Source organism: Auritidibacter sp. NML100628 (assembly GCF_003185985.1).
Taxonomy (GTDB): Bacteria; Actinomycetota; Actinomycetes; order Actinomycetales; family Micrococcaceae; genus Auritidibacter; species Auritidibacter ignavus.
Genome location: NZ_QHLP01000004.1, coordinates 105,061 through 131,080 on the forward strand (window position 1 = coordinate 105,061; position 26,020 = coordinate 131,080).

21 protein-coding genes are annotated in these 26,020 nt (G+C 60.1%); 12 read left to right on the plus strand and 9 right to left on the minus strand.

What is annotated here, in order from left to right; translation table 11 throughout:
• Window positions 1-31 precede the first annotated feature (31 nt).
• The 7 genes from DCC24_RS04790 to DCC24_RS04820 all read right to left on the minus strand — a co-directional run bounded on the left by DCC24_RS04790 (window position 32) and on the right by DCC24_RS04820 (window position 7,482).
• Complete coding sequence (locus DCC24_RS04790; protein ID WP_199446214.1) at window positions 32-568, minus strand: GNAT family N-acetyltransferase; 537 nt, start codon at window positions 566-568, stop codon at window positions 32-34.
• Window positions 569-580: 12 nt separating this feature from the next.
• A complete protein-coding gene (locus DCC24_RS04795) occupies window positions 581-1,483 on the minus strand; it encodes an inositol monophosphatase family protein (RefSeq protein WP_110098780.1) in 903 nt (300 codons plus the stop codon).
• Window positions 1,484-1,488: 5 nt separating this feature from the next.
• Entirely contained in the window at window positions 1,489-3,786 is a 2,298-nt protein-coding gene (gene ligA, locus DCC24_RS04800; protein WP_110098781.1) for an NAD-dependent DNA ligase LigA, read from the minus strand.
• Entirely contained in the window at window positions 3,783-4,550 is a 768-nt protein-coding gene (locus DCC24_RS04805) for a PP2C family serine/threonine-protein phosphatase (RefSeq protein WP_158524596.1), read from the minus strand. The genes ligA and DCC24_RS04805 overlap by 4 nt, the downstream gene beginning before the upstream one ends.
• Window positions 4,551-4,570: 20 nt before the next feature.
• Window positions 4,571-5,788, minus strand: coding sequence for an adenylate/guanylate cyclase domain-containing protein (locus DCC24_RS04810; RefSeq protein ID WP_199446216.1), 1,218 nt, complete (start codon window positions 5,786-5,788; stop codon window positions 4,571-4,573).
• A complete protein-coding gene (locus DCC24_RS04815; protein WP_110098783.1) occupies window positions 5,788-6,387 on the minus strand; it encodes a PH domain-containing protein in 600 nt (199 codons plus the stop codon). Before DCC24_RS04815 ends, DCC24_RS04810 begins: the two co-directional genes overlap by 1 nt.
• Before the next feature lie 177 nt (window positions 6,388-6,564).
• Window positions 6,565-7,482 carry a biotin--[acetyl-CoA-carboxylase] ligase gene (locus DCC24_RS04820; protein WP_110098784.1) on the minus strand — a complete coding sequence of 306 codons (918 nt, stop codon included), beginning with the start codon at window positions 7,480-7,482 and terminating at the stop codon, window positions 6,565-6,567.
• A 160-nt stretch (window positions 7,483-7,642) separates the two neighbouring features.
• Between DCC24_RS04820 and DCC24_RS04825 the strand changes: the two genes are divergently transcribed.
• From DCC24_RS04825 to DCC24_RS04845, 5 genes are all read left to right on the plus strand, one after another.
• On the plus strand, window positions 7,643-9,256 hold the full coding sequence (locus DCC24_RS04825; RefSeq protein ID WP_233242904.1) for an acyl-CoA carboxylase subunit beta: 1,614 nt from the start codon (window positions 7,643-7,645) through the stop codon (window positions 9,254-9,256).
• 39 nt (window positions 9,257-9,295) lie between these two features.
• Window positions 9,296-9,529 (plus strand): acyl-CoA carboxylase epsilon subunit, encoded by a 234-nt coding sequence (locus tag DCC24_RS04830; RefSeq protein WP_158278482.1) that lies wholly within the window; start codon window positions 9,296-9,298, stop codon window positions 9,527-9,529.
• Window positions 9,529-10,176, plus strand: coding sequence for a nucleoside triphosphate pyrophosphatase (locus DCC24_RS04835; RefSeq protein WP_110098786.1), 648 nt, complete (start codon window positions 9,529-9,531; stop codon window positions 10,174-10,176). The genes DCC24_RS04830 and DCC24_RS04835 overlap by 1 nt, the downstream gene beginning before the upstream one ends.
• A gap of 204 nt (window positions 10,177-10,380) precedes the next feature.
• Window positions 10,381-12,216, plus strand: a complete 1,836-nt coding sequence (locus DCC24_RS04840) for a biotin carboxylase N-terminal domain-containing protein (RefSeq protein WP_110098787.1) — start codon at window positions 10,381-10,383, stop codon at window positions 12,214-12,216.
• Between the two features lie 177 nt (window positions 12,217-12,393).
• Complete coding sequence (locus DCC24_RS04845) at window positions 12,394-13,830, plus strand: MFS transporter (protein WP_233491982.1); 1,437 nt, start codon at window positions 12,394-12,396, stop codon at window positions 13,828-13,830.
• Between the two features lie 96 nt (window positions 13,831-13,926).
• Here the strand turns inward: DCC24_RS04845 and DCC24_RS04850 are convergent, their stop codons facing one another.
• A complete protein-coding gene (locus tag DCC24_RS04850; RefSeq protein ID WP_122548877.1) occupies window positions 13,927-15,366 on the minus strand; it encodes an NAD(P)H-quinone dehydrogenase in 1,440 nt (479 codons plus the stop codon).
• Between the two features lie 91 nt (window positions 15,367-15,457).
• Between DCC24_RS04850 and DCC24_RS04855 the strand changes: the two genes are divergently transcribed.
• From DCC24_RS04855 to DCC24_RS04880, 6 genes are all read left to right on the plus strand, one after another.
• Window positions 15,458-16,333: a purine-nucleoside phosphorylase gene (locus DCC24_RS04855; protein WP_110098790.1), complete on the plus strand. Its 876-nt coding sequence runs from the start codon at window positions 15,458-15,460 to the stop codon at window positions 16,331-16,333.
• The gene (locus DCC24_RS04860; RefSeq protein ID WP_110098791.1) at window positions 16,330-18,171 is read left to right on the plus strand and encodes a phospho-sugar mutase; all 1,842 of its coding nucleotides are present in this window, start codon (window positions 16,330-16,332) and stop codon (window positions 18,169-18,171) included. Before DCC24_RS04855 ends, DCC24_RS04860 begins: the two co-directional genes overlap by 4 nt.
• 11 nt (window positions 18,172-18,182) lie before the next feature.
• Window positions 18,183-18,923 carry a deoxyribose-phosphate aldolase gene (gene deoC, locus DCC24_RS04865; RefSeq protein WP_110098792.1) on the plus strand — a complete coding sequence of 247 codons (741 nt, stop codon included), beginning with the start codon at window positions 18,183-18,185 and terminating at the stop codon, window positions 18,921-18,923.
• 67 nt (window positions 18,924-18,990) lie between these two features.
• Window positions 18,991-19,281, plus strand: a complete 291-nt coding sequence (locus DCC24_RS04870; RefSeq protein ID WP_110098793.1) for a hypothetical protein — start codon at window positions 18,991-18,993, stop codon at window positions 19,279-19,281.
• Window positions 19,282-19,386: 105 nt separating this feature from the next.
• Entirely contained in the window at window positions 19,387-20,466 is a 1,080-nt protein-coding gene (locus DCC24_RS04875) for an acyltransferase family protein (protein WP_146206281.1), read from the plus strand.
• 79 nt (window positions 20,467-20,545) lie between these two features.
• A complete protein-coding gene (locus DCC24_RS04880; protein WP_110098795.1) occupies window positions 20,546-21,658 on the plus strand; it encodes an acyltransferase family protein in 1,113 nt (370 codons plus the stop codon).
• On the opposite strand, the gene mfd is transcribed toward DCC24_RS04880, so the two are convergent.
• Window positions 21,655-25,371: a transcription-repair coupling factor gene (gene mfd / locus DCC24_RS04885; RefSeq protein WP_233491983.1), complete on the minus strand. Its 3,717-nt coding sequence runs from the start codon at window positions 25,369-25,371 to the stop codon at window positions 21,655-21,657. The two genes, DCC24_RS04880 and mfd, sit on opposite strands and share 4 nt — an antisense overlap.
• 135 nt (window positions 25,372-25,506) lie before the next feature.
• Here mfd and DCC24_RS04890 point away from each other — a divergent pair, with 135 nt between their 5' ends.
• A complete protein-coding gene (locus DCC24_RS04890; RefSeq protein WP_110098796.1) occupies window positions 25,507-26,019 on the plus strand; it encodes a DUF2505 domain-containing protein in 513 nt (170 codons plus the stop codon).
• The last annotated feature ends 1 nt before the right edge of the window (window position 26,020 follow it).

Consider the following 26,020-nt stretch of genomic DNA (forward strand, 5'->3'; position numbering starts at 1 on the left):
TCATCTGCACGTATTTCAGTCCGCATCTAGTTTAGCCCGTTGTCTCAGCTGACAAGGGGCGGACGTAGACGAGAAAGACCTCTTCACCGTCGACCGGGTCAGCTAAGCCGATATCAGACAGCGACCAGTCGCGTTCCGGCGCCCGGCGAAAGCCCAGACGTTCGTAGAGTCGGTGCGCCTCGGTCATAGATTGCAAGGTCGTCAGCGACACCGCGCGAGCGCCTTCACGTTCGGCCCAATCCAATACAGCAGTGACCAGGGCGGCGCCGACTCCTCGACGGCGTGCCTCCGGGGCGACCACGAGCATGCGAAATTCACGTTCATCCGGTCGAGCGGTTTCCGAGGCATCGTCCTCGGGGCGAACCATGATCACTGAACCGAGCACCTGGTCCGGGTGCGCTGAATCGACAGCGACCTTCAGGAGTTCGGAGGCGTGAGCAGCCACGTCGGCCAAGGTCTCGACATAGCTGTCTTCGGGGCGGAGATGACCACCGTCAAGGTAGGAGCGCACTCGTTGGTCGGAAATGGCGGCGAAATCGTCTTCGGTGGCGGTTCTGATCTGAATCACGTGCTCCACCTTTCAGTAGTGACAGCGGTGGCCTGGTTCCAGCCCGAGACTGTTGCCGGTCGGACCCAGTTCCCCGAGCAGACACCAATCTCCCGTCTCAACGCCATTAGACCAGCGAGGCCGACGCACGCTAAGACCAGCTTCTTCACCAATCAACGCGCCAGCGGCCCAGTCATACTCGCTCAAACCGTACTCGGCGTAGGCGTCCAGCGTACCTTGAGCCACCAGACACAGATCAATGGCAGCTGACCCGAGACGGCGGATATCGGCGAATCCTTCGTGCTCCATCAGCCGGTTGGCAGCCTCAATTTGGTAGGGACGACGTTGCCGATCGTAGCTGAACCCGGTTCCCAGCAGGCGCCCCTGCTGTTGTGATGCCGGGCCACAAAGTCGCAACGGTTCTGGGTGCTGACCTGCTTCACCCGCAGGGACATCGGCCTCGCGCACCAGATAGGCACCCGCCCCACGCGCGGCGTACCAGGTGCACCCCAGCGCCGGAGCGTGGACGACTCCGGCTAGCCATTGGACAGCCCGTCCCTCGTCGGCGTGGTAGCCCACCGCCACACTGGTGGCATAGTGTGGGATGCCCCTGATGAAGTTCGTGGTGCCATCCAGTGGATCGATGGACCACCGGTATCCCGACGGGCTCTCGGGGACGTGCTGGTCGTATTCTTCTCCGGTGATCTCATCGTGGGGCCGATAGGCGATAATGACCGAACGCACCGCGTGTTCAGCACCACGGTCGTAGTCGGTGACCCAATCGGAGGTCGAGGTTTTGTTTTCGGCACCGAGCTGGTCGGCGCGCAACGGCGTCAGTGGACCAGGGCGCCGTTGCAACGTCTCGGCGCCAGCTCGAGCGGCCGCGCGTGCGACCGCGAGCAGGCCCTGGACCGGATGGGAGCATTCATCGACCATAGGTCCTATCCTTCAACGCCGTCAGGTCCTTGTTCCAACAGCCGTTGGAATCCCGCTTCGTCGAGGACGGTGATGCCCAGTGATTCGGCTTTATCGAGTTTAGAACCGGCATTGGCGCCCGCGATGAGATAGTCGGTCTTCTTCGACACCGACCCGGTGGCTTTCCCACCACGGGCAAGAATGGCTTCTTTGGCTGAGTCCCTGCTGAATTCTTCCAACGTGCCGGTCACCACGAGCGTGAGCCCCGCCAGGGTTTTGGCCATGGCTTGGTTGCGTTCGTCTTCGGTGCGCACCCCGCAAGCAGCCCACGCATCGATGACCTTCAGCCGCCATGGTTCGGAGAAGAACTCGACCAGTGCCTCGGCAATAGTTGGGCCAATTCCATCAACGTGAGCAAAGGCTTCAGGGTCACCGGACTGGGCGGCTTTTCGGATAGCCGGCAGTGACCCGAAGGCCACGGCCAGCGCCCGGGCGGCGGTGGGTCCGACGTAGCGGATCGACAGCGCCACCAGCACTCGCCAGAGCGGTTGTTCTTTGGCTTTGTCCAGTTCGGCGAATAACTTCTTGGTGTTCGCGGTGGGTTCGCCACGTTGATTGTAAAAATAGGGCTGTAACTGCCACGTGCCACTGGGGACCAGGTGCCCGTCCTTGTCTTTGACGCGTTTTTCGCGCCAGACCTTCACCTCGCCCAGCGCTGCTTTCAGGTCCGGGTCACCGTTAGTTTCTGCCAAGTCAAACAGCTGAGCATCCGAGGTCAGCACGCCCGGGCCTTGGGGGTGGACGTGCCCGTGGTTATGGGCCGGGTCAGGTCCGGGCCCATTGGTTAGCCAAATAGCGGCTTCTTCCCCCAGGGCTTCAATGTCGAAGGCCCCCCGGGAGCCGGCGTGCTCAATGCGTCCGGTCAATTGCGCCGGACACTTCTCGGCATTGAGACACCGCAGATCCACGTCCCCTTCTTTCGCCGGGGCCAACGGCTCACCACACGAAGGACACTCGGATGGCATCTGAAAGTCCCGAATCTCACCATCGCGCTCGCCGGACTGGATCTGTTCACGAATCGGCAGCACCGGCCCGACAATCTCGGGGATCACGTCACCGGCCTTGCGCAACACCACGGTGTCCCCGATCTTGACGTTCTTCGCTGTGACCACGTCTTGGTTGTGCAGGGTCGCCATGGAGACGGTGGAGCCGGCCACCACGACCGGTTCCATCACTGCGTAGGGGGTGACTCGTCCGGTACGGCCAACGTTGACGCGAATATCCAATAACTGGGTATGGACTTCTTCCGGTGGGTATTTATAAGCCACCGCCCAGCGTGGTGTCCGAGAGGTATAGCCTAACTGGCGTTGCAGGTCGAAGTCATCGATCTTGACCACGATGCCATCAATGTCATGCACCAGCTCGTGGCGCTGGTCGCCATACTGAGCGATATAATCCAGCACATCCTGGTGCGCTGCTTCGGCGGATTCAGCAGAGAAAAAGGTGGTGTACGGGCTGATAGGTAGCCCCCACTCCCCCAGTTGCTGGTAGGTCTCGTATTGGCTGGTGAGTTCCAGTCCTTCCCGAGCTCCAATGCCATGGACAAACATCGATAGGGGACGTTGGGCGGTGAGGGCCGGGTCCTTTTGTCGCAGTGACCCGGCCGCGGCGTTACGCGGGTTGGCAAAGGGCGCCAACCCGGACTCAGCACGTTGCTGGTTGAATTCTCGGAAGGCCTGGGACGGCATAAAGATCTCTCCGCGGACTTCAACCAACTCAGGGATGTTGTCTCCACGGAGTCGTTGGGGAATGTCTTTGATGGTGCGCACGTTGTGGGTCACATCTTCACCGACAGTGCCATCCCCACGAGTTGCGGCCCGCTCTAAGACGCCATGGCGATACACCAGCGCGATGGCCAAACCATCGATCTTGACCTCCGCTAACCAAGCCGGACGCATATCGGGGCGGATGTTGTGCAGGGAGGTCTCGGTGCGAGTGAACCAGGTGGTCAGCTCCTGCAGGGAGAAGACATCTTCCAGCGAGTACATCTGGTTCAGGTGTTCCACCGGGGTGAAGGCCGCCGAGACGTCGCCACCGACGTCTTGGGTGGGTGAGTCATTGGCCACGATCTCCGGGTGCATCGCTTCGAGGTCTTCAAGCTCGCGGTACAGCTTGTCGTAGGCGGCGTCGGAGATTTCAGGCTCATCGTGTTGGTAATACGCGGTGCGATGCCGGCGCACCTGAGAGATGAGTTGCTCGTAGTGTTCACGTAGCTCGGAATCGGGGATGACGTCTGGCTCGTGATGTTCTGCGGAGGAAGTCATTGCTGAACCTTCTGGTGGTCGGTCTCGGGTGGGGCATCGAGCACTTCCACCACCACGGCGGTGATATTGTCCGAGCCGTCGAGGTCGAGGGCCTGTTCGATAAATGTGTCGGCGGCATCTTGCGGTGTTTGGGCCGACGTGAGCACTAAACCTATTTCGTGGTGATCCACCGCGTTACTCAACCCATCGCTACACAGCAAGAACCGGTCTCCCACCGCGGCATCGAGCATCATGACATCGGCGGTTAGTCGCAGCTGGGAACCCACGGCACGAGTGATCATATTTTTGGCCCGATGGTGGCGTGCTTCATCGGCCGTGATGTGGCCGGAGCGGAGCATTTCTTGGACCACGGAGTGATCCTCGGTCAATTGCACAAGTTGTTCATCGGCGCTGCGGTACAGGTAGGTGCGAGAGTCACCGACATTGATCACCGCCAGTCGCTCTACGCCTTCGTGTTTGACCGCGCAGAGCAACGTGACAGTGGTGCCAGCTCGCCCATTGGAATAGTCAAAGACTTCTTTGTTGCCGGTGGTGAGCCACTGTTGCAGATCCGTGAGTTCTACGAGCTTGTCGCCGTGTTCTTTGCGCCCGGTGAGCAGGGCTTTGACGGTCAGCGCCGAGGCGACTTCTCCGGCATCGTGTCCTCCCATACCGTCGGCGACGATGAACAGGTCGTCAGCGGTGCCATGGCTGTCTTCATTAGTGTCACGTCGGTGCCCCACATCGGTGGCGACGCCACTACGGAATCGGTAGGATGAACTCACCCCACCAGAATAGTCGCCCACTAGTCGATCTCAATACCTTCACCGGTGCCCCGCATCAACATCGCCGGGCGAATTTCACCGAATCCTCGCACCGAAGCCGGTGGCTGGGGAATCAGAATATAGCGGTCATCATCGGCGAGCGCGTTGGAAGCCATCTGGTCAACCAGCACGGTGCCCGGATCGGCCAGCGCGGTCAGCCGGGCAGCAAGGTTGACGGTGGGGCCGTAGATATCTCCGAGTCGGGAGAGCACCCGGCCCCACACCAACGAGACGCGCGCCGAGGGGAGCACCGGGTCATCCGACAGCGCCTTTGATAAGGCCAGCGAGATTTCGGCTCCGTCTTCGGGGGTTTCAGCATTGAACAACACCTCATCGCCGACGGTTTTGACCAGGTGACCTCCGCCCACAGAGATAATTTCTGCGCACCGGTTCTCAAAGCGTTGCACCATTTGGGCCAGGGTGCGTTCGGACATGGTGCGCGACAGCGAGGTGTAGGAGACCATATCGGCAAACCCGACCGCCCGGGCCAGCGGTAGCGAATCATCGTCTTCGGTGCCATCGCGACCCCGGGCTGAAGCGGCGAGCCCTGCTTCAACCCGCACGGCCAGTCGTTGCAACGCTGAATTCAGTTGACGCTTATAGGAGTAGGCCATGACTTCTTCCAGCGAATCCACGACTCGGGGCAACATCTGGACGACTTCACGGCGGGCCTGCGGATCTGAGAGACCTTCGGCATTCATTTTGTCTTCCACTAGGGCCTCGATCTGCCAGACCACCATCCGGTCGGTCATCTGCCCAATGGAGCGTGAGAGTGAGATCGCGGTTTCTTCGTTCAAAATACCGCGTCGCACCAAGTCGATCATGGTGGCGAAGGCGTCAGCGTCACTATTGGTAAAGACTGGTTCTTCTTCGGAGACATTCGGGAAGCCCAAGGCTCGGCCGAGCTTGCGAACGGAGAGCGCCGATACGCCGAGTTTCTGGGCCAACTGGCGACGATTAAGTTTGCGTGGCCCCCCGATGAGCTCTTCATCAAGCACCCGGATCGCCTGGGTCCAGGTTTCCGGGTCGTTGATCGGGTCAAGAGTGGCAGCGGTGTCACCTTTCTGGTCCTGTAAGTCGCTGAGCTCTTTGAGCCCTTCCCAAGGGTTAGACTGCACTACTGGTTCAGGCTGAGTAGGTGTGGGGTCCCGGTAAACCTGGTCTTCGGAATGCCCGGTGTTCTCTGATCCGCGAGCCATCAGTAGCCTCCCATCGGGTGGGGTTGGGAGTTCCCCGGCGTCTGTGTCGACATGCCGTCATGGCGATAGTCGGGCCGATAGGTTGCCGACAACGTGCCAAATTTGCGAGCATAAGCGAGACGTTCGTTTTCCACAAAGTGGGTGAAGTCATCGACGTGTGGCACGTTAGTCAAAGTCCAGGATTGTCCTTGAGCGGTGAAGAGTTGGAGGTCTCCGACCCCGCGACGAGTTTGTCGGCGGGACTGGCGAATCCGGATGTGGACAATACTGGATAGCGCCATCCACCGGCGACGCACAGATAAGGTGCCGTAGCGTTGGGCCACCCGGTGGGTGGTGATTTCATAAACTTCCGTCAACCATTGCCAGACTGGGCGAACCACCAGCACTGCCAGGAGTAAAACCACCACAACAGTTCCGGCGATCGACCACACACGGTCATACGTACTCAGCGCCCAGGGCAGATCAGGGCGGGTTAAGAATCCTTGCCAAGCGCCTTGAAGCCCGCCCAATAACACCAGCCAGATGGCTGGGCCAATCAGGATGGAGGCATCGGCACGGGTACGGATCCGCATTTGTTCTCCGGTGACAAGCTTGGCCATTTATCCTCCTCCTCTCCGACCCGGACGGGGTGCATCTGCTGCATCGACCACAGTATGCCGGACAAAGATGAAGAAATGCTGTGTGCTCAGCGTTCACAGCGTGAGATATGTGACCGGCACTGCCATTCTACCGGTCGAGCCCGACGTGGAGTCGTGCTTGTCTGGCTGGAGGCGAACCTATCGGGGTCTAACGTGATGAATCACTGCTGAGGTCAGATCAACGCACCCGGTGTCGGGATCTCGCGGGAGATCTTCCAGGGTGTCCTCTGGCAGAGAGGGGTCAGGTTCGACCAACAGTGAACCGGTATCCCCGAGGCCTCTGATCCAGCCGGTCAAGCGACGCTGGCCTGGAAGTTCACCGCTAATGTACTGGCCTTCGGTAACGATCAATCGACTGAGACGACGCAGTTCGTCTTCGACGTGATCCGGGTTGGGCGGATTGACGCGCTCAGCAAAGGTCTCGAGTCCGGCCACCAAACGAGTCATCGCCTCGTCAGCAAGCTTTCGAGACCCCACAGTGGCCAGGACCGGGTTGTAATCGCTAAGTGCCGCAGCGGTGTCGACCGGACGTTGCTGGCCGGAACCACCGAAATCGCGGTTGATGCCCAGACCGAGTATCACCCGGTCGTCATCGACAACCTGCGCCAAGATTCCCACGAGTTTTCGTCCGTCAGATCCCAGCACGTCATTGGGCCATTTCACCTGAGCCGTCACACCTAGTTCACCGAACCAGTCGACCAGCGTCGCGGCAGCCACCAACGTAATCCAGGGCCAATATTGGGCCTGGAGGCCGGGTCCTAACCGCGCGGGTTTGAGCAGAATCGACATACTCACCGAGGCGCCCGGAGCAGCCTGCCAGGCGTTTCCACGACGGCCGTGACCTGCCGTTTGATAATTAGCTCCCACTCCACTGGCGTGTGGCCAGAACTCCGGGTGCTCTTTGGCCTCTCTCATCAGAAAGCGTTGCGTGGAATCCACGCTGGGCAACCATAACCGACTGGCTCCCCGCCGGGTATCATCACTGAGGCCGGTGGAGAAACGTTCACGAATCCGTTGCGGATCAGCTGGGATGATGGGCTCAGAGGAAGTAGTCACACTCCTAGCGTAGGGGATGCCTTTCCCGCAGGACACTTCATGGTGCCAGAGCGCTGAGATGAGTACACTAGAGATTCGAATCTTGCTGTGCTCTCCGCGCTAGAATCAGCAGTACCAGCGGGATCAACAAAGCACACCTAACCCATGTTGGAGGAAGCTGTTGAGCACTGAGCCAGACCAGGCGGGACAGACCACTCCCGATCTGACTACCACCGCGGGAAAACTCGAAGACTTCTTCCATCGGCGTGAATCTGCGATGGTGCCCTCCGGCCAAGTCGCGATTGACCGTCAGCACTCCCGCGGTAAAGCCACCGCTCGTGAACGTCTCGACGAGCTGGTGGATGACGGCTCATTTGTCGAATTCGATCAGCTTCGCGTGCACCGCACCACCTCGTTCGGTATGGACGCCAAACACCCCGAAGGTGATGGTCTGGTTTCTGGCTACGGGACCATCGATGGACGTCTGGTGGCCGTTTACGCTCAGGATTTCACCGTGTTCGGTGGGTCCCTGTCGAAGGTCAACGGGGAAAAGATCGTCAAAGTCCAGCAATTCGCTGCCCGTAATGGGTGTCCTATCATCGGGATCAACGACGGGGGCGGAGCACGCATTCAAGAAGGCGTGGACTCCCTGGCGATGTTCGCAGACATCTTCCGCAATAATGTGTTGGCTTCGGGGGTGATTCCGCAGATCTCGATCATTATGGGACCGGCTGCTGGCGGTGCCGCCTACTCCCCGGCCCTGACCGATTTTGTGGTCATGGTGGATCAGACCTCACACATGTTCATCACCGGCCCCGATGTCATCAAGGCCGTGACCGGTGAAGACATTGATATGGAAACTCTTGGTGGCGCTCGTAGTCACAATGAGCGGACCGGGACCGCGGCCTATCTGGCCGAGGATGAAGCCGATGCTTTCGACTGGGTGCGGGAACTGCTGGATTACCTGCCAGCGCACAACTACTCCGATGGTCAGATCTTCGATGTCGACCCCGATCTGGCGACCACCGAAGCCGACCTGTCCCTGAACACTATCGTGCCCGACTCGGCGAACCAGCCCTACAATATGCTCGACGTGGTGGCCACGCTGGTTGATGACGGGGCCTTTTTAGAAGTCCAGCAACTTTATGCTCCCTCCGTGATTGTCGGGTTCGGCCGGATGGATGGGCGTTCGGTGGGCGTGGTGGCCAACCAGCCAATGCAATTTGCTGGCACCCTGGATATCGCTGCTTCGGAGAAGGCGGCACGCTTCGTGCGTTTTTGCGATGCTTTCAACATTCCGATTGTCACCCTGGTGGATGTGCCCGGTTTCTTGCCCGGCACCGATCAGGAGTTCAACGGCATCATTCGGCGTGGCGCGAAGCTGATTTATGCCTATGCCGAGGCTACGGTCCCGAAGATCACCGTGATCACTCGGAAGGCCTACGGGGGCGCTTATATTGTGATGGGTTCGAAGAAGCTCGGTGCAGACCTCAACCTGGCCTGGCCTACCGCCCAGATCGGTGTTATGGGTGCCCAGGGTGCGGTTAATATTCTCTACCGTCGCGAGTTGGCCAAGGTCGCTGACGAGGGCGGAGACGTCGAGACCCGTCGCCAGGAATTGATTGAGGACTACGAGGCCGAGTTGCTCAACCCCTATCAGGCAGCAGAGTCCGGTTACGTTGACGCCGTGATCGCGCCTTCAGAAACGCGCGCCGAAATTGTCAAGGCCATTCGCGCCACGGTCAATAAGCGTGAGTCGCGCCCGTACCGCAAGCACGGCAATATTCCACTGTAAACCCAAGACCACACCGGCCGAGATATGGGAGGAACCTGGATGAGCGTTGAGGAACACCACGATCCCACCGGGATGATCGTGCGTGGTGGCAATCTCACCGCCGAAGACATCGCTGCAGCCACGGCCGTAGTGGGTATCGTAGCCATGGCGCAGCCTGAAACGGCCGAAGACCGAGAAAAGGCCCGTGCCCGTCGTTTTTCGCACCGTCGCCGGGTCTCGACCTGGAACCGTGACGTCACGGCACACTGGCGTATCTCCGCTGGGGAAGACTAATGGCGCGATCTCAGCACCCTGAGATTATTCTGGCCTCCGGCTCCTCAGCCCGAGCCCAAGTACTCGCTCGGGCCGCTCTTCCCTTCACCCAACGTGTGTCCGACATCGATGAACCGGCATTGGTGGCCTCTCAAAACCGCGAACTCACCCCGGTTGAGATTCCCGAGTTGCTTGCCCAGGCCAAGGGCAGGGCAGTCGCTACCGAGGTAGCTCAGGAGATAACCTCCCCAACACTGATTTTGGCGGCCGATTCAGTCTTTGAATTCAACTCCAGCGTTTACGGCAAACCCCATGAACCCGAGATCGCCATCGAGCGCTGGCGGGCCCAACAAGGACAGTCCGGTACCCTGCACACCGGACACTGGCTGGGGCTCCTCCACCCTGAAAAACCCGGTGCGCTCAAGCAACAAGTGGTCACCGACTCCGCTGAGGTGGAGTTCGCAGCGGTGGACGAGCAAACGATCCTCGACTACGTGGCCACCGGCGAACCGCTAGGGTGTGCCGGTGGATTTACCCTCGAAGCCCGGGGCGCATCGCTGATCCAGTCCGTGCAAGGTGATCCCAATACCGTCTTGGGGCTCAGCCTGCGTGTGGTGCGCGAGTCACTTCAAACGTGGGGATACCGGCTCTCCGATTGGTGGGACTGACATCACACCGCTGAAGGAACTCGAAGCATTTTTGTAGACTTCCTCCAAGGGATTCTGCCAATCTGCCAAGAATTTCACGTCAAATTGTAGAATTCCCACCGTGGGGTCCTAGGATTCTTCAAGGGACTGTGGTGGAATATTTTCCTGGCCGTTTGCCGACGTCCCTCGCCAAGTTTTCGTCATTTTTGAGGAGCCTGTGCCTGTATGACCGCTCAACGCGCTAGCACCGAGCTGCTGCTCAAGCCGTTTTCTAAGGTCCTAATTGCCAATCGCGGTGAAATCGCTGTTCGCGTGATCCGCGCAGCCCACGACGAAGGCCTCGACGCGGTCGCGGTTTATGCAGGCCCGGATCGAGACGCGATGCATGTGCGTATGGCCGATGAAGCCTACTCTTTGGAGGGCGACACAGCTGCCGAGACGTACCTGCGCATCGACAAAATCATTCGTGTAGCCCAAGAGTCCGGAGCCGATGCCGTTCATCCCGGGTACGGCTTTTTGGCTGAAAACGCTGACTTTGCCCGCGCCGTCTTAGAGGCCGGCCTTGTCTGGATTGGCCCCTCTCCCTCAGCCATTGACTCCCTGGGAGACAAGGTCGCAGCACGACAGATCGCTCAGAAGGTCGGAGCTCCACTCGCCCCAGGAACTCAAGATCCGGTGGAATCCGCCGACGAGGTTCTCGCCTTCGCCGATGAGCACGGCCTGCCCTTGGCCATCAAGGCCGCCTACGGGGGAGGTGGTCGGGGCATTAAGGTCGCCCGCGAGCGCGCAGATATTCCCGATCTGTTTGAATCGGCCGTGCGGGAAGCCACCGCCGCGTTTGGTCGTGGTGAGTGTTTTGTGGAGCGCTTCTTGGAGGCACCCCGCCACGTTGAGACCCAGTGCATCGCAGATTCCTTCGGCCATGTTGCCGTGGTCTCAACCCGCGACTGCTCGTTGCAACGGCGGAACCAGAAGCTGGTGGAAGAAGCACCCGCACCGTTTTTGACCGATGAGCAGAACCAGCGTCTCTACGATGCCTCGGTCGCACTATTGCAGGAAGCCAACTACGTCGGCGCTGGTACCTGTGAGTTTTTGGTCGGTCAAGACGGCACGATCTCGTTTTTGGAGGTCAATACCCGACTGCAGGTCGAACACTGTGTCTCCGAAGAAGTCACGGGCCTGGATTTGGTCCGCGAACAATTCCGCGTGGCCCGCGGTGAGCAACTTGGTTACCAGCACCCGACCAATCGTGGCCACTCCTTCGAGTTCCGAATCAATGGCGAGGACGCCGGTCGAAACTTTATGCCAGCACCGGGTACCCTGACCCGGTTGCGTCTGCCGGGTGGCCCCGGAGTGCGCATCGACACCGGGGTGGAAGAAGGCGAGACCATCTCGGGCGCGTTCGATTCTATGGTGGCCAAACTCATCGTCACCGGCGCAACGCGTCGTGAAGCCCTGGAACGCTCCTACCGCGCCCTGACTGAGATGCAGATCGTGGGAATGCCAACGGTACTCCCCTTCCATCGTCTCGTCGTCCGCGATCCGGCCTTCGCCCCGGAGCTCAACGAGCCTGACGCTCGGTCCTTCGATGTCCACACCCGTTGGATCGAAACCGAGTTCAATAACACCATCACCCCTTACGATGGCCCCACCGCTCTCGAGACCGAGGCGACCGAACGTCGTAGCGTCACCATCGAGGTCAACACCAAGCGTGTCGAAGTCACGCTACCGGAAACCATGCCGGGGTTGCCCTCGGTGCAACAATCGGGCGGTCGAGCGACCGGCAAGCCTCGTCGCAGTTTGCGTAAAGCCGCCGGAGCGACCGGACCGAAGAAAGCCTCTGGCGATGACTTAACCTCCCCGATGCAGGGTACGCTGGTCAAAATCGCCGTCGCCGAAGGCGAGCACGTCTCTGAAGGAGATCTGATCGTGGTACTGGAAGCGATGAAGATGGAACAGCCCATCACCGCCCACAAGTCCGGCACCGTGACCTCCTTGACAGTAGCCCAGGGGGAAACCATCGCCGCCGGTGGCATTCTGGCCACCATCTCCGATTCCTAAAAATCCCGCCACCATCTCGTCTTTTATAGCCTCAACCGGGGTGACCCTCTCACAGAATCTCAAAATGTGAGACGATCACCCCGGTTTTTGCTGTTTCTGCAGCGTTGACCTCAGCGCGGTAGTAGCCTGAAAAAGTTCCACATTCGCTTATTCACTGACTACCTGTTGAGGAGCATCATGGCAGGACAGCCTATGCCTGGTGTCACTGACGACATCGCGTCAGATTCTTATGACCACACCGCTACAGAACTCGGTGTCCCGCGCTGGCGGATTATTATCGCCTCCCTGGTGGGTACCTCCATTGAGTTCTACGACTTCTATATCTATGCCACCGCCGCGGTGTCGGTGTTCCCGCTCATCTTCTTCGCCGAAGGCGACGAGTCGGCCGCACTACTGGCCTCGATGGCGACCTTTGGTGCTGCTTTCGTGGCCCGGCCGATCGGTTCGATCATTTTCGGCCACATGGGCGACCGCATCGGACGCAAAGCCACGTTGATCGGCGCCTTGCTCACCATGGGCATTGCCACGTTCTTGATTGGTCTGTTGCCTACATACCACCAGATTGGGATCTGGGCGCCGGCGATGCTGACCATTCTGCGCTTCTGCCAGGGACTCGGCCTGGGCGGTGAATGGTCCGGGGCCGCCTTGCTCGCGACCGAAACCGCCCAAAAGGGCAAGCGTGCTGGGGCGGCCATGTGGCCACAACTGGGTGCTCCAATTGGGTTCTTGCTGGCCAATGGCTTTTTCTTGGTCCTGACTGTTGCGGTCGGCTACAACTCGGTGGAACACGGTGTCGATCACGTGTTCATCGACTGGGTCTGGCGGCTTCCCTTTCTGCTCTCGGCCGTGATGGTCATCATCGGCTTGTGGATCCGCGTCAGCCTGGAAGAAACCCCGGTTTTCCAGCGCGTCATTGCCCAGGACAAACGGGCCAAGGCTCCCCTGGGTCAGGTCTTCAAGCGCAACTGGTGGGAGTTACTTCTGGGAACGTTTATCATGTACGCCACCTACGTGATGTTCTATTTGATGACCACCTGGATCCTCTCTTATGCCATTGGGAGCCCCAAGCAGGGGCAGGGTCTGGGCGAAAACTACTCCGAGTTTTTGGTCTTGCAACTGATCGGCATTGTCTTTTTCGCGCTGTTCATTCCGGTCGCCGGATACCTCGCCGATAGATTCGGTCGCAAACCCACCCTGATCGTCATCACGGTGCTGATGGTGCTATTCGGGATGACCTTTGGCCCCTGGCTGTCACCGCATTCAGTGCTCCACGACGATGGATCGCTGAAGATCTGGCAGATGGCTGCCTTCTTAATCGTCGGCATGATGCTGATGGGCTTGACCTTTGGGCCCATGTCGGCGGTACTTCCGGAACTGTTCCCCACCGAAACCCGCTACACCGGTTCGGGCGTTGCCTATAACGTCTCCTCGATCCTCGGCGCCGCCCTGACCCCTTTTATTGCCACCGCTCTGGTGCAAAACATGTCAGTGGCCTGGGTTGGTTATTATCTCTCGATCGCTTCAGCGATCTCACTGGTGGCCCTCGTTGTGGCCCCGGAAACCAAGTACCGCTCGCTGTATGACTTCACTGTCGACGAAGTCCAGCGCACCTGAGGCTAACCCGACATACGGTTCAGGGCTGTCAGGACTCATCGCGATCCTGACAGCCCTGAATCTCTTTAAAGGCCTTGGGCGAGCATTCTGGTGTATTTAGACGTCTTCGGGGACCGGGTTCAAATCACTGCTACGCACGTGCAACAGTCGGGCAGCCTCGGCCAGGGAGCCCGACAGTGAGGGGTAGACGGTAAAGGTATTGGCCAGATCATCGACCTGCAGTCGTTTGGCTACCGCCAACGAGATCGGGTAGATCAGCTCCGAGGCACGGGGAGCCACCACGATACCACCGACCACACTATTGGAGCCTTTGCGCGCAAAGAGTTTGACGAAACCGTGCTCGACGTTCATCATCTTAGCCCGCGGGTTCGTGGTCAGATCCAGGATCACCTCGTCATACTGATACTTGGTACGATCGGCCTGCTGGGCAGCCACACCGACGGTGGCAATCTCCGGAGAGGTGAAAATATTAGACGAGACCCGGAACGGGTTGAAGGGCTTAACCTCATCACCGATAAGGTGGTTGACCGCGATCCGGCCCTGCATCGCCGCCACGGAGGCCAACGCCAGCCGACCGGTGCAGTCCCCGGCAGCGTAGATGCCTTCCACGGAGGTGCGCGAGACCGCATCAACCCGAATGTGTCCAGATTCAGTGGTGGCCACCCCGACCTCGTCCAGTCCCAGGTGCTGGGTGTTGGGGATCCCGCCAACCGCCAACAGACAGTGGGAGCCCTCCAGCACCTCGCCGGTGGACAACTCGACCGCAACCCCGTGCTCGGTGCGGGTCACGGCATTGGCGCGGGTTCGGGATACGACGTTGACACCGTTTTCTATAAAGACGTTTTCCAGCACTCGCGCCGCATCAGGGTCTTCATTGGGCAACACCTGGTCACGTGAGGATACCAGCGATACCTTCGCGCCCAGCAGGTTATAAGCCGAGGCGAATTCCGCACCGGTGACACCCGAGCCGACCACAATCATGTGTTCGGGCAGTTCACGGAGTCGGTAGAGTTGCTTCCAGTTGAAAATGCGCTCCCCGTCGGGCTGGGCGGTTGGGAGTTCTCGAGGTGAAGCCCCGGTGGCGATGAGCACCGCATCGGAAGTGATAGTTTCGGTTTTGCCCGAGATGGTTTCCACTTCCAGCACGCGAGGCTCCCGGAAGCGAGCCTGACCGATGACAATCCTGACGCCGGCCTTCTGTAACTTATGGCGGATATCCTCGGACTGTTCCGAGGCCAGCTGGATAATACGCTGGTCCACCTCGTTGAGGTTGGAGAACACTGCGTTCGAATCCAGCTCAATACCCAGACTGGTCGATTTCATCACGCGCCGACGGCCGTCGGCTGCCGCGATCAGCGTCTTCGACGGCACCACGTCGGTCAGCACCGCTGACCCGCCGATACCGTCACGTTCGACAATGGTGACCTCGGATCCTTGGTTAGCAGCCACCAGCGCTGCTTCGTAGCCTCCGGGTCCGGCACCGATAATGGTCAATGAGGGGTGAGGAATCAATGCTGAAGAAGACACGAGTCCTATTCTGTCGTACAAACCCTGCCAAGGCTCACAGATGTAGTGCAGATGACAGCTGAACCTCACAGCTAGGCTGGCTGGGGCCGTTCTCGCTAGGATGACAGACGTGACTGACAATGACATTTCTGAGCCTACTGCGGAGTCCATGGGGCTGTCCGGGGACCATCCCGGGTTCGATTTAGCCCGCCAAGCCGGGCGTTATATCGCCGAGACGACCGGGGTAGCACAACACCGCATCGCGGTCGTACTGGGCTCTGGCTGGTCCGGGGCGACCGATCTGCTCGGTGACCGTCAGACCGAGTTGCCCACCGGTGATATTCCGGGTTTCACTTCTGCGTCTGTGGCCGGACACGGCTCCACCGTGTCTTCCATTGCCCGGCGCTCCGCCGAGGGTACGGTCACTGACCACGTGCTGGTGTTCGGATCTCGCACCCATTACTACGAACACCGCGATGTGAACGCGGTAGCACACACGGTGCGCACCGCTGCCGCTACCGGAGCTGAGCTGGTGGTGCTCACCAACGGATCTGGCAGCGTCAACGAGGCGTTGCCGCCCGGGGAACCGGTGCTGATCAGCGACCATCTAAACCTCACCGGCGCTACTCCCCTCCTGGGCCCGGAGTTCATTGATCTCACCGACCTGTACTCACCTCGCATCCGTGAGATCGCCCGCAGCGTGGATCCCTCCTTGGCACAGGGAGTTTATGTCCAGTTCCCCGGCCCGCAATACGAAACTCCCGCCGAGGTACGCATGGCCAAGCTCCTCGGTGGAGACCTGGTCGGTATGTCGACTGCATTAGACGCCATTGCAGCCCGGCATGCCGGGCTTGAAGTCTTCGGGATGTCATTGGTAACCAACCAGGCTGCCGGCATCAGCCAGCACCCGCTCTCCCATCACGAAGTGATCGAGGCCGGCCGTGCCGCCCAGACACGCATTTCCCACTTACTCGCCTCGATCATCGACAAGCTATGACCACACATAATCCCGTTGACCCCGACCAACTCGTTCGCCTGGTCGAGGATTGGTGCCAGATCGACCCCGACCCGCGACACCACGAGATCCTGCACGAAGAACTCAACCGCCACGACTATGCCACCCTGGCCGACCGTTTTGCCGGGCCCCTTCGTTTCGGCACCGCTGGTCTGCGGGCTGCCGAAGGTCCGGGTCTGAACCGTATGAACCGTGTCGTCGTCCGGCGTAGCGCAGCCGGCATCAGCGATTGGGCACAATCCTGGCTGACCGAGGACTCTCGCCCGCCGCGGGTGGTGATCGGTTTCGACGCCCGCTACGGGTCGTTGAGCTTTGCCGAAGATTCTGCAACCGTGTTCCAAGCCGCTGGGTGCCAAACCTACCTTTTCAGAACGTGGTGTCCCACCCCGCTGCTCGCCTTCGCCGTCCGGGAGCTCGCCGCCGATGTGGGCATTATGGTCACCGCCAGCCACAACCCGGCCACCGATAACGGCTATAAGGTCTACCTCGGCGGACGGCTCAGTGACCAATGGGGCACCGGAGCCCAGATCATTGCCCCAATCGATACCGAGATCGCCGAGCGCATCAACCGCTGGCACACTGCCGACCAGATCCCGGTCATGCAAGCCGCTGGCGTGGAGTCTCTGGACGTCGACGAGGTGGCCGAACGCTACCGGCTCGCGCTCGCCGACTCGTTACAACCGCGGTCTCCACTCACGGAATTCACCGCAGACCAAGCCATCGGGGCTCGGGCGTCACTGCGGGTGGTGTATACGCCGATGCACGGAGTGGGCGGGGTGGTGTTCCCGGAGATGATGCGCCGTTTCGGGTACGGGCCGCTCCGGCCGGTAGCCGAACAGATCGATCCCGACCCCGACTTCCCCACGGTGGTCTTCCCCAATCCGGAAGAACACGGTGCCCTGGATCTGGCGCTGAGCACCGCCAATCGAGAACCCGAGACCGATCTGATCATCGCCCACGATCCCGACGCGGACCGACTGGCCGTTGCCATCCCGAGCCTCAGTTCCCCGAACGGCACGTGGCAACAACTCTCCGGCAATGACCTCGGTCTAATCCTCGGGTCGTTGTTCTTAGCTCGCTCAGGATCCCACGCGACAACCACCAACCCGCCGGTGCTGGCCCGCTCGGTGGTCTCCAGCCCCGCGTTAGCCGGGTTGGCCGACCACTACCCGGGCGCTGAATGCATTCCAACACTGACCGGTTTCAAATGGATCTCGCGCGTGCCCGATCTGAGCTTCGGTTTCGAAGAAGCCCTGGGCTACTGTGTTGCCCCCGAGGTGGTCCGCGATAAAGACGGACTCAGCGCCGGGCTGTTAATCTGCGAACTAGCCGCGGCACTGAAATCCCAAGGATCGAGCCTGTGGGAGTATCGTGAGCAGTTGCAGGCCCTCGTGGGGTCCGGGCTCAGTAGCCAGCTGTCGTTGCGGCTGGATGATCTCAGCGTGATCCCTCAGATCATGGCGCACCTGCGCCAGCACCCACCAGCCTCCTTAGCCGGTATCGGCCCCACCACGCTGGTTGACTACGCCGACCCGGCCACCGCCTCCGCCCAAGGATTACACCCCACCGAGTTGGTGTCCCTCAGCGCCGAAGCCGACCCGGCCCACCCCGAGGTTCCGGCTGCACACCTGTCGGTCCAGGTCCGTCCCTCCGGGACCGAACCGAAGCTGAAGTGCTATCTGGAAGTTCACCTGCCACCACAACGGGCCACCGAGACCCCCGACAAGACCGCTGCCGCCTCACGGCTTGCGGACCTGTTAGCACGGCTTGAAGCAGATGCCGAAACGTTTTTGACCCAACCCGTGAACCCCGAACGGTAAGCACCCAAACGATGACTGTTGTTGAATCCCCCACCGCCGCCCTGACCACCGAACAGATTGACACCCTCTCCACCGCCGAGTTGGCGGGGTTGATCGATCATACGTTGTTGACGGCCACCGCCACCGCCGAACACATTGCCACCCTGTGTGACCAGGCTACCGCCCACCGCACCGCCTCGGTGTGTGTGAATCCATTCTGGGTCCCGACCGCGGTGGCCCAGCTCGAGGACTCACCGGTCGCGGTGTGTAGCGTGGTCGGGTTTCCCTTGGGCGCCACCACGACCTGGGCGAAAGCCACCGAAGCTCAACAAGCTGTCGCTGCCGGGGCCACAGAGATCGATATGGTCATCAATCTGGGCGCGTTGCATGCCGGGGACGATCACACCGTCATCGCCGATATTGCCCAGGTGGTCGAGGCCACCAAGTCCATCAACGATTCTGCGCTGGTGAAAGTCATTGTCGAAATCGGGGCGCTGACCGGCCCCGAAGGCAACCTCTCCACCAACCTGCTCACCCGGGCCTGCCAGGCCGCCGAGGAAGCCCACGCCGATTTTGTCAAAACCTCCACCGGATTCGGCTACGGTCCCGCCACCCGCCAAGCTGTCACCGTGATGCGGCAGGCAGTCTCCGACCGGCTGGGGGTGAAGGCCTCCGGTGGCATTAAAACCCGGCAATCCGCCCTGCAGATGCTTCATGCAGGGGCCAACCGGCTGGGCTGTTCCGCAACTCTTGCTATCCTAGAACGTAACTAGGCATTTTCGACTCGCACCCGCGCTTGGCTACAGAGGCTTCTGTAGCTGTGAAAGATGAGGTAGACCCGTGATTCGTAACGGCAAACCAACCGACCACTCTGGTCGCGGATTCGGCACCGGCAATATTATCCTGTTCGCCGTGGTGTTCTTGCTCCTGCTGGGAACCATGTTCGCCCTGAGTTTCTGGGAGCACAGCACCGACTACGTCAACGCTGTGTGGATCCCGGGCATCACCGCGCTGGTACTGATGGTGATCACCTTCCTGATTCCCAAGGCCATTGTCGGTCGCTCCGATACGGTTGATCACGATCACATTCACGATCCCAAGAACCTTCGTCACGACCCCGAGCAGTACTAACCCCGCGCACCGTTCCGACGGTGGCGACCTTCGTTTTCAATGACTGCATGCCCGGGCCCATAACGGCCCGGGCTATTGTTTACCCACCGCCGTCTGACCCCCACCATGATGACAACAGCACCCCCGAACACCAGCACCGCGACTGTGAAGCGACCGCGGATCGTCGGCGTCGATGCTCTGAGAGTGCTGTGCCTGATCGCGGTAATCTTCGGCCACACCTATGGTGCTACCATAGAGCACCGCGAGTTTTTGTCGATGTGGCGCATGCCGCTGTTCTTCGTGCTCTCCGGATATTTCTTGACCCCGGGAAAATCACTGCGCGCGGAAACAAATACACGATTCACCACTCTTCTCGTCCCCTATTTTTGGTGGTCAGTCATCTGCTCGGTGGTGACCGTGATCTGGTGGTATCACGACCCCAAACATCTCACGGAGCTACTCATCATGGGCTGGTATGGCGGAGTCGACCAGACCATTATCTGGATGGCATTCTGGTTTCTGTCGGTGTTGACCGCCACCGTGATGCTCTACCGGTGCCTGCAACATCTCCCAGCCTGGGTTCCCTGGGCCGTGGCACTGAGCGGACTCGTGCTGTCTGACATTCTCGACGACGAGCTCCTAGCGCGTACCCCATTCTCGGTGGGATTGTGTTTGCCGGTCTTGTTCTACATCCTCTGCGGACGTGCCTTGCACATGCTGGTGCACACCCGCTTGCAAGCAACCATCGGCACTGAGCGCCCAAGTACGCCCTATGCGCTGATCGGGTCGGGCCTGGTCGTCGCCGGCTTCATCGCCACCGCCCTGGGGGTCCCCACCCATTCCATCCAGTCCTCAGACTTCGGTTTGTTTCTGGTCACCCCGCTTACCGGGATCACCATCTCTGCCGGTTTCATCTTGCTCAGCGCCACCTGGGGGGGACCGTCTCATCCGAGCTATACCGCCCATGCGCCACTGGGTATATCAGCTCGCCCGCGCCGGAACCGTTGTCGTGCTCCTGCACGGGATCGTGCTGTTGCAACTAGACCGCTGGGACCTGGGCAACCTCCACCTGCGTTTCCTGCTGACTGTGGTGATCTGTTTCGCTGTCGGAACTCTGCTGTGCCGCCTGGCACCCCGCTACCGGTGGGCCCGTCTGTTGACCGGAATGCGCACACCGAAGACCTCGTCACCGAGGTCTTCGGTTAGCTAGACTGGGACGGACACCAGCCAGCCGATCAGCCAACAGCTGTTCCACGACCGAGAAGAGAAGCCCCTTCAGCGCACCATGGCCACTCCCACCTACCCCGTCGGTGACGTCGCCTCTCGGCGCCATCTCACCGGGCCCATCGGTCGCAATGTGGGGATCGACCTGTTAAGAATCGTCTCGATCGTCGCGGTGGTCGTCGGACACATCTACGGGGATGCTTTCACCTTCAAAAGTTATCTGGAAATCTGGCGGATGCCGCTGTTCTTCTTCCTGTCCGGTTTCTTCTTCACCCCCGGCCGGCCCTTCACCACCGAACTGAAAAACCGGTGGCTCACTCTGGGCGTGCCCTATTTGATCTGGGCGGTGCTGATGTCGATCGTGGCATGGCTGTTCAACGACACCTGGGAAGAATTCCTCGAAGCACTCTTCTACGGCTGGTACGGCGGGTCGCAGCAAGACCCGCCGTGGTGGGCCTTCTGGTTTATCTCGGTGCTCTTTTTTGCCGTACTTATCCGTCGGTTCCTCGAACGATTCCCCACCTGGGTGGCCTGGACGGTGGCCATCCTGGGTTTTGTCGCCGCTGCGGTCTTGCCCGAGGACTACCAGTTGGGCGTGATCTTGCCCTTGGGCATCGGACTCGCTATACCGTGTATGTTCTACATCCTGTGCGGTGAAGCCTTCCGCTATCACATCCTGCCGCGACTCAGCGATTTTCCGGGGATCAAAGCCAAATCAACGACCACGCCCTTCGACTCCACCACGCTGGGTTTCCTCGGTCTTGGCCTCGTGTTGATCGGCATGGCCGCGGTGCTGATGGGTGTGCCACCGCACAACATCAAATTCGCTGGATTCGGTCTGTTCCTGGTGACCCCGGTGGTCGGGGTGCTGATGGTCTGTGGCATGGTGATGATCTTCGGCATCTGGGTCAACGCTCTGGTCCGACCCGCCCGCCCGGTGATACAGCAACTAGTCCGAACCGGGACCGTGGTGGTGCTGGCCCATGGCTGGCTGATCATGGAGTTCGCCCGGCTGGGTGTCGATAACCTGCATCAGCGCTTTATCCTCACCGTACTGACCAGCTGGGCACTCGGCTTGCTGATCATCTATTCACCATTGTCCCGCCCCTTAGCTGGGGTTCCGATGAAAGCTTTCTGGCGTCGCATCCTCCAGCCTGGCGAGTACCAACACTAACTACCCTCAGCCACACCGGACTCCTGCGATGATCCACCTTCTTCCGGTAAGTTCTTGGCCACCTGAGGGAAGATATTGCGCACCAGCTCACTGGCCCACTGCAACAGTGGTTGGTCGGTGAGGTCCTTACCGACCACCGTCTGAGCGTCCTTGGGCCGGGGCACCATCACGGCCTTCAGAGCCGGTTTGAGACTCGAACCTGGATACATCCGGTTCAGTCGCATCACACGTGACTCGGGGAGCTCTTCCACAGGCCCGAACTTAATGTTCCTGCCCATCGACATGATCTCGGAGATCCCGTGTCCACGCGCCACATTGCGCAATCGAGCCACCGCGACCAAGTTCTCAGCCGGTTCTGGTAGGTCCCCGTAGCGGTCCTTGAGTTCGTCGATCACCGCCTCGATAGCCTGGTCATCGTGGGCCTGGGCCAGGTTTCGATACGCCTCCAAACGTAGCCGTTCGCCGGGGACATAATCATGCGGCAGGTGCGCGTTGACCGGTAGCTCGACCTTGACCTCCACCGGCGAAGGATCGTCTTCGCCCTTGAAATCGGCCACAGCTTCCCCGACCATGCGGATATAGAGGTCAAAGCCCACCCCGGCGATGTGGCCGGACTGTTCCCCACCCAACAGATTGCCGGCCCCACGAATTTCCAGGTCTTTCTGGGCCAGTTTCAGACCCGATCCCAACTCGTTATGGGTGGCCACCGCCCGCAGTCGTTCCAGAGCAGTCTCGGTCAGTGGTTTATGTGGATCGTAGAGGAAATAAGCGTAGGCCCGCTCTCGACCACGTCCCACGCGTCCGCGCAACTGGTGCAGCTGGGAGAGCCCGTAGCGGTGGGCATCTTCAATGATCAACGTGTTGGCGTTGGCAATGTCGAGCCCGGTTTCAATGATGGTGGTCGAGACCAGCACGTCGAACTCTTTCTCCCAGAATTTAACCATGATCTCTTCCAAGGTGGACTCAGCCATTTTGCCGTGAGCCACCGCGACACGGGCTTCGGGCACCAGCTGCTGAATGTGGGCGGCTACCTTATTGATCGAGGTGACCCGGTTGTGGACATAGAAAACCTGCCCTTCGCGCATCATCTCCCGCCGTATCGCGGCAATCACCTGTTGGTCGGTATAGGGACCGACCGTGGTCAGCACCGGGTGGCGTTCCTCCGGGGCGGTGGCCAGCGTCGAAGTTTCCCGAATCCCGGTCATCGACATCTCCAGGGTGCGCGGGATCGGGGTCGCCGACATGGCCAACACATCGATATTGGTGCGAAGTTTCTTCAGCTGTTCCTTGTGTTCCACGCCGAAGCGCTGTTCCTCATCGACAATCACCAGGCCGAGATCTTTGAACTGCACCTGGTCGGCCAACAGCCGGTGAGTACCGATCACCACATCGACGCTCCCGTCGGCGACACCGTTGATGGTGTCTCTAGCCTGTTTGCCGGTTTGAAAACGTGAAAGAGGCCGGACGGTGATGGGAAAGCCGGCGAAACGCTCGGTAAAGGTTTCATGGTGTTGGCGAGCCAACAGCGTGGTGGGCACCAGCACCGCCACCTGTTTGCCGTCTTGAACCGCCTTGAACGCTGCGCGAACGGCGACCTCGGTTTTGCCGAAGCCTACATCCCCGGAAATCAGCCGGTCCATCGGAACCTGCGACTGCATATCGTGCTTGACTTCGTCGATGGCAGTCAGCTGGTCGGGCGTTTCGATAAAGGGGAAGGATTCTTCGAGTTCTCTCTGCCACGGCGTATCGGCCGAGAACGAGTACCCTCGAGAGGTCATGCGTGCCGAGTAGAGCCGGATCAGCTCATTGGCGATTTCGCGGGTCGCCCGCCGGGCTTTGGACTTCGTCTGAGCCCAGTCAGAGCCGCCCATTTTCGACAAGCTGGGAGTCTCTCCTCCCACGTACTGCGAGACTTGGTCCAGCTGGTCGGTGGGCACAAACAGCCGATCTCCGGGAGCACCGCGTTTGGAGGGAGCGTATTCCAACACCAGGTATTCCCGATAACCATCTTGGGCGGCAACTCCAGATGGTGCTGTGGAGACTTTGCGACGTTGTAGTTCAATGAATTTGGCGATGCCGTGCTGAGCGTGAACAACGTAGTCGCCTTCGCGCAGTTCGAGAGGATCGACCGCGTTGCGCTTTTTCCGGGCGAGGGAACGACGTTTGCCGCGTTCGGATCCGGCAATCGCACGACGTCCAAATAAGTCACGTTCAGATACCACCGCGATTTTTTCTGCTTCCGCCACGAAGCCGGCGTTAATAGCTGCTGGCGTGATCTGAACTTGGCCGGGCAATTCTGCGGCCACTTCCTCGACCACCGAGGCGCTCATACCGGCTTGGACAAGCAACTCGGCCACGCGCCGAGCCGAACCGGAGCTGTCGGTGGCCACCGCGACAGTGAAGTCCTGAGAAATCCGGGTGCGCATATGCTCTAGCATGGCCTCCACGTCTCCGGAGAATTCTGCAGAGGGCCGGAATCCGGTCCGGTAGCTCTGCTCATCAGCGATTAAATCGGGGTCAGCACCCAACACAGCGAATTGCCACCAGCCCTGATGATTCTCCAGCGCCTTGGCCCGGGTCTCCGCTAGCGTGGCGAATCCCCCAAACTGAGACTGTTCGGTTTGAGAGGTATCCAGCGGTGCTGCCACCCCGTCGGCAGCAGCCGCCCAGGCCGCCTGCAGGAATTCTTCGTTGGTGGCCAACAGGTCCTCGGCCCGGGCTCGAATTTTCTCCGGTTCAATCAGCAGGCTCAACGATCCAGCCGGCAACAGGTCTAGGAAGTCAACCATCTCGGTCACCAACGGCGCCAGCGATTCCATGCCCTCGGTGGCCTGGCCTTGCGAGATGCGTTCCAGCATATCGACGGCTTGCGGCATGGAGGCTTGTAGCGCACGGGCTTTTTCGCGCACGGCGTCGGTGAGCAACAGTTCTCGGCACGGTGGCGCATACACACTGGTGGGGGTGGCCGAGCCGTCATTACTGGTGTCTTCCAAGGAGCGCTGGTCTGCCACCGAGAACCAGCGGATTTCCTCGACTTCATCGCCGAAGAACTCGATGCGTTGTGGGTGGTCTTCGGTGGGCGGGAAGACGTCAATGATCCCACCACGTACCGCAAATTCACCGCGCTTGGTAACCATATCCACCCGAGAGTAGGCGGCATGAGCCAACGCAGCGACCACGGACTCAAACTCGTAGAATTCACCGGTGTTGATCACCACCGGCGTTAAGTCGCCGAGTCCTTTGACCACCGGTTGCAGGATCGAACGGATCGGGGCGAAGAGCACTTTCAGCGGGGCCTGCCCGGCATCCTGTGGGTGAGCCAGGCGGCGCAAGATCGCCAGCCGTTCACCGACCGTATCCGAACGTGGCGAGAGTCGCTCATGAGGCAAGGTCTCCCAGGAGGGAAACAGCCCGACAGTGTCAGCATCCATCCACGAGGTCACGGCTGAGCGTAGTTCCTCGGCCTCACGGTGGGTAGCGGTCATCACCAGCACCACCGGGTGCACTGGGGTGTCGCCGTTGCGTTGAGTCGCCAGGTCACTCACGGCGCCTGAAATCAACGCGGTGGCCGCAGGTCGGGCCCCGTCAGGCAGGTGGAGTCCCAGGTCTGGGGTGGGCTCGTCGTGGGCGGCCAAGCTCGATAACGCTGTGGCTAATCCGCGATCTTCAGACAGCGTGGGCAACAGCGGTGCTAAGGGTGAATGCTCGGACACGGGATGGTCTTCCTTCAGCGTGGTTAAATGGGTTCAGCGCCATCATTGTGGCGCCCAGATTTAGACTACCCGGTTCACCTTTCCTCACGCCGTGAGTGAACCAAAAGTCTCCTGCGGAGAGGACCAGCACCGATCATGGCTTTTGGGGAAAACATCACCGTGCATCACCCCGTAGTACACGTCTTTCAGGCGCTGACCTCACAAGATTTTCATCGACACGCCACCGAGCAGGTCGGGGCGACCCTCACCGAGTTTCAGGTGGCTGACGGCGATGACGGGCGGGTGAAGGTGACGATGATTTCTCATCTCTCCGGCGAGGCCATCCAGCATAAGGTCCCGCATGCGCTGCGAAGCTTGGTCACAGACGGTGTGGAAATTCGGCAGGAAGTGGTCTGGTCTAGACCAGCTGAAAACGACTCGCGGACAGCATTGCTGAGGATCCTCATCCCCATCGCCCGTGCTGAAAGCACCGTCACCCAGACCCTGTCAGCAACCAGTACCAGCGACACGGATTATGCGGTTGAAGGAAATCTACAGTGCCATATCCCGTTCATCGGGTCCGCACTGGTTTCCACGCTCGAGCCCCAGGTGTCAAAGGTCATTGCCACACAAGCACACGCCATCGATGCGTGGTTGGCCGAGCACTAGC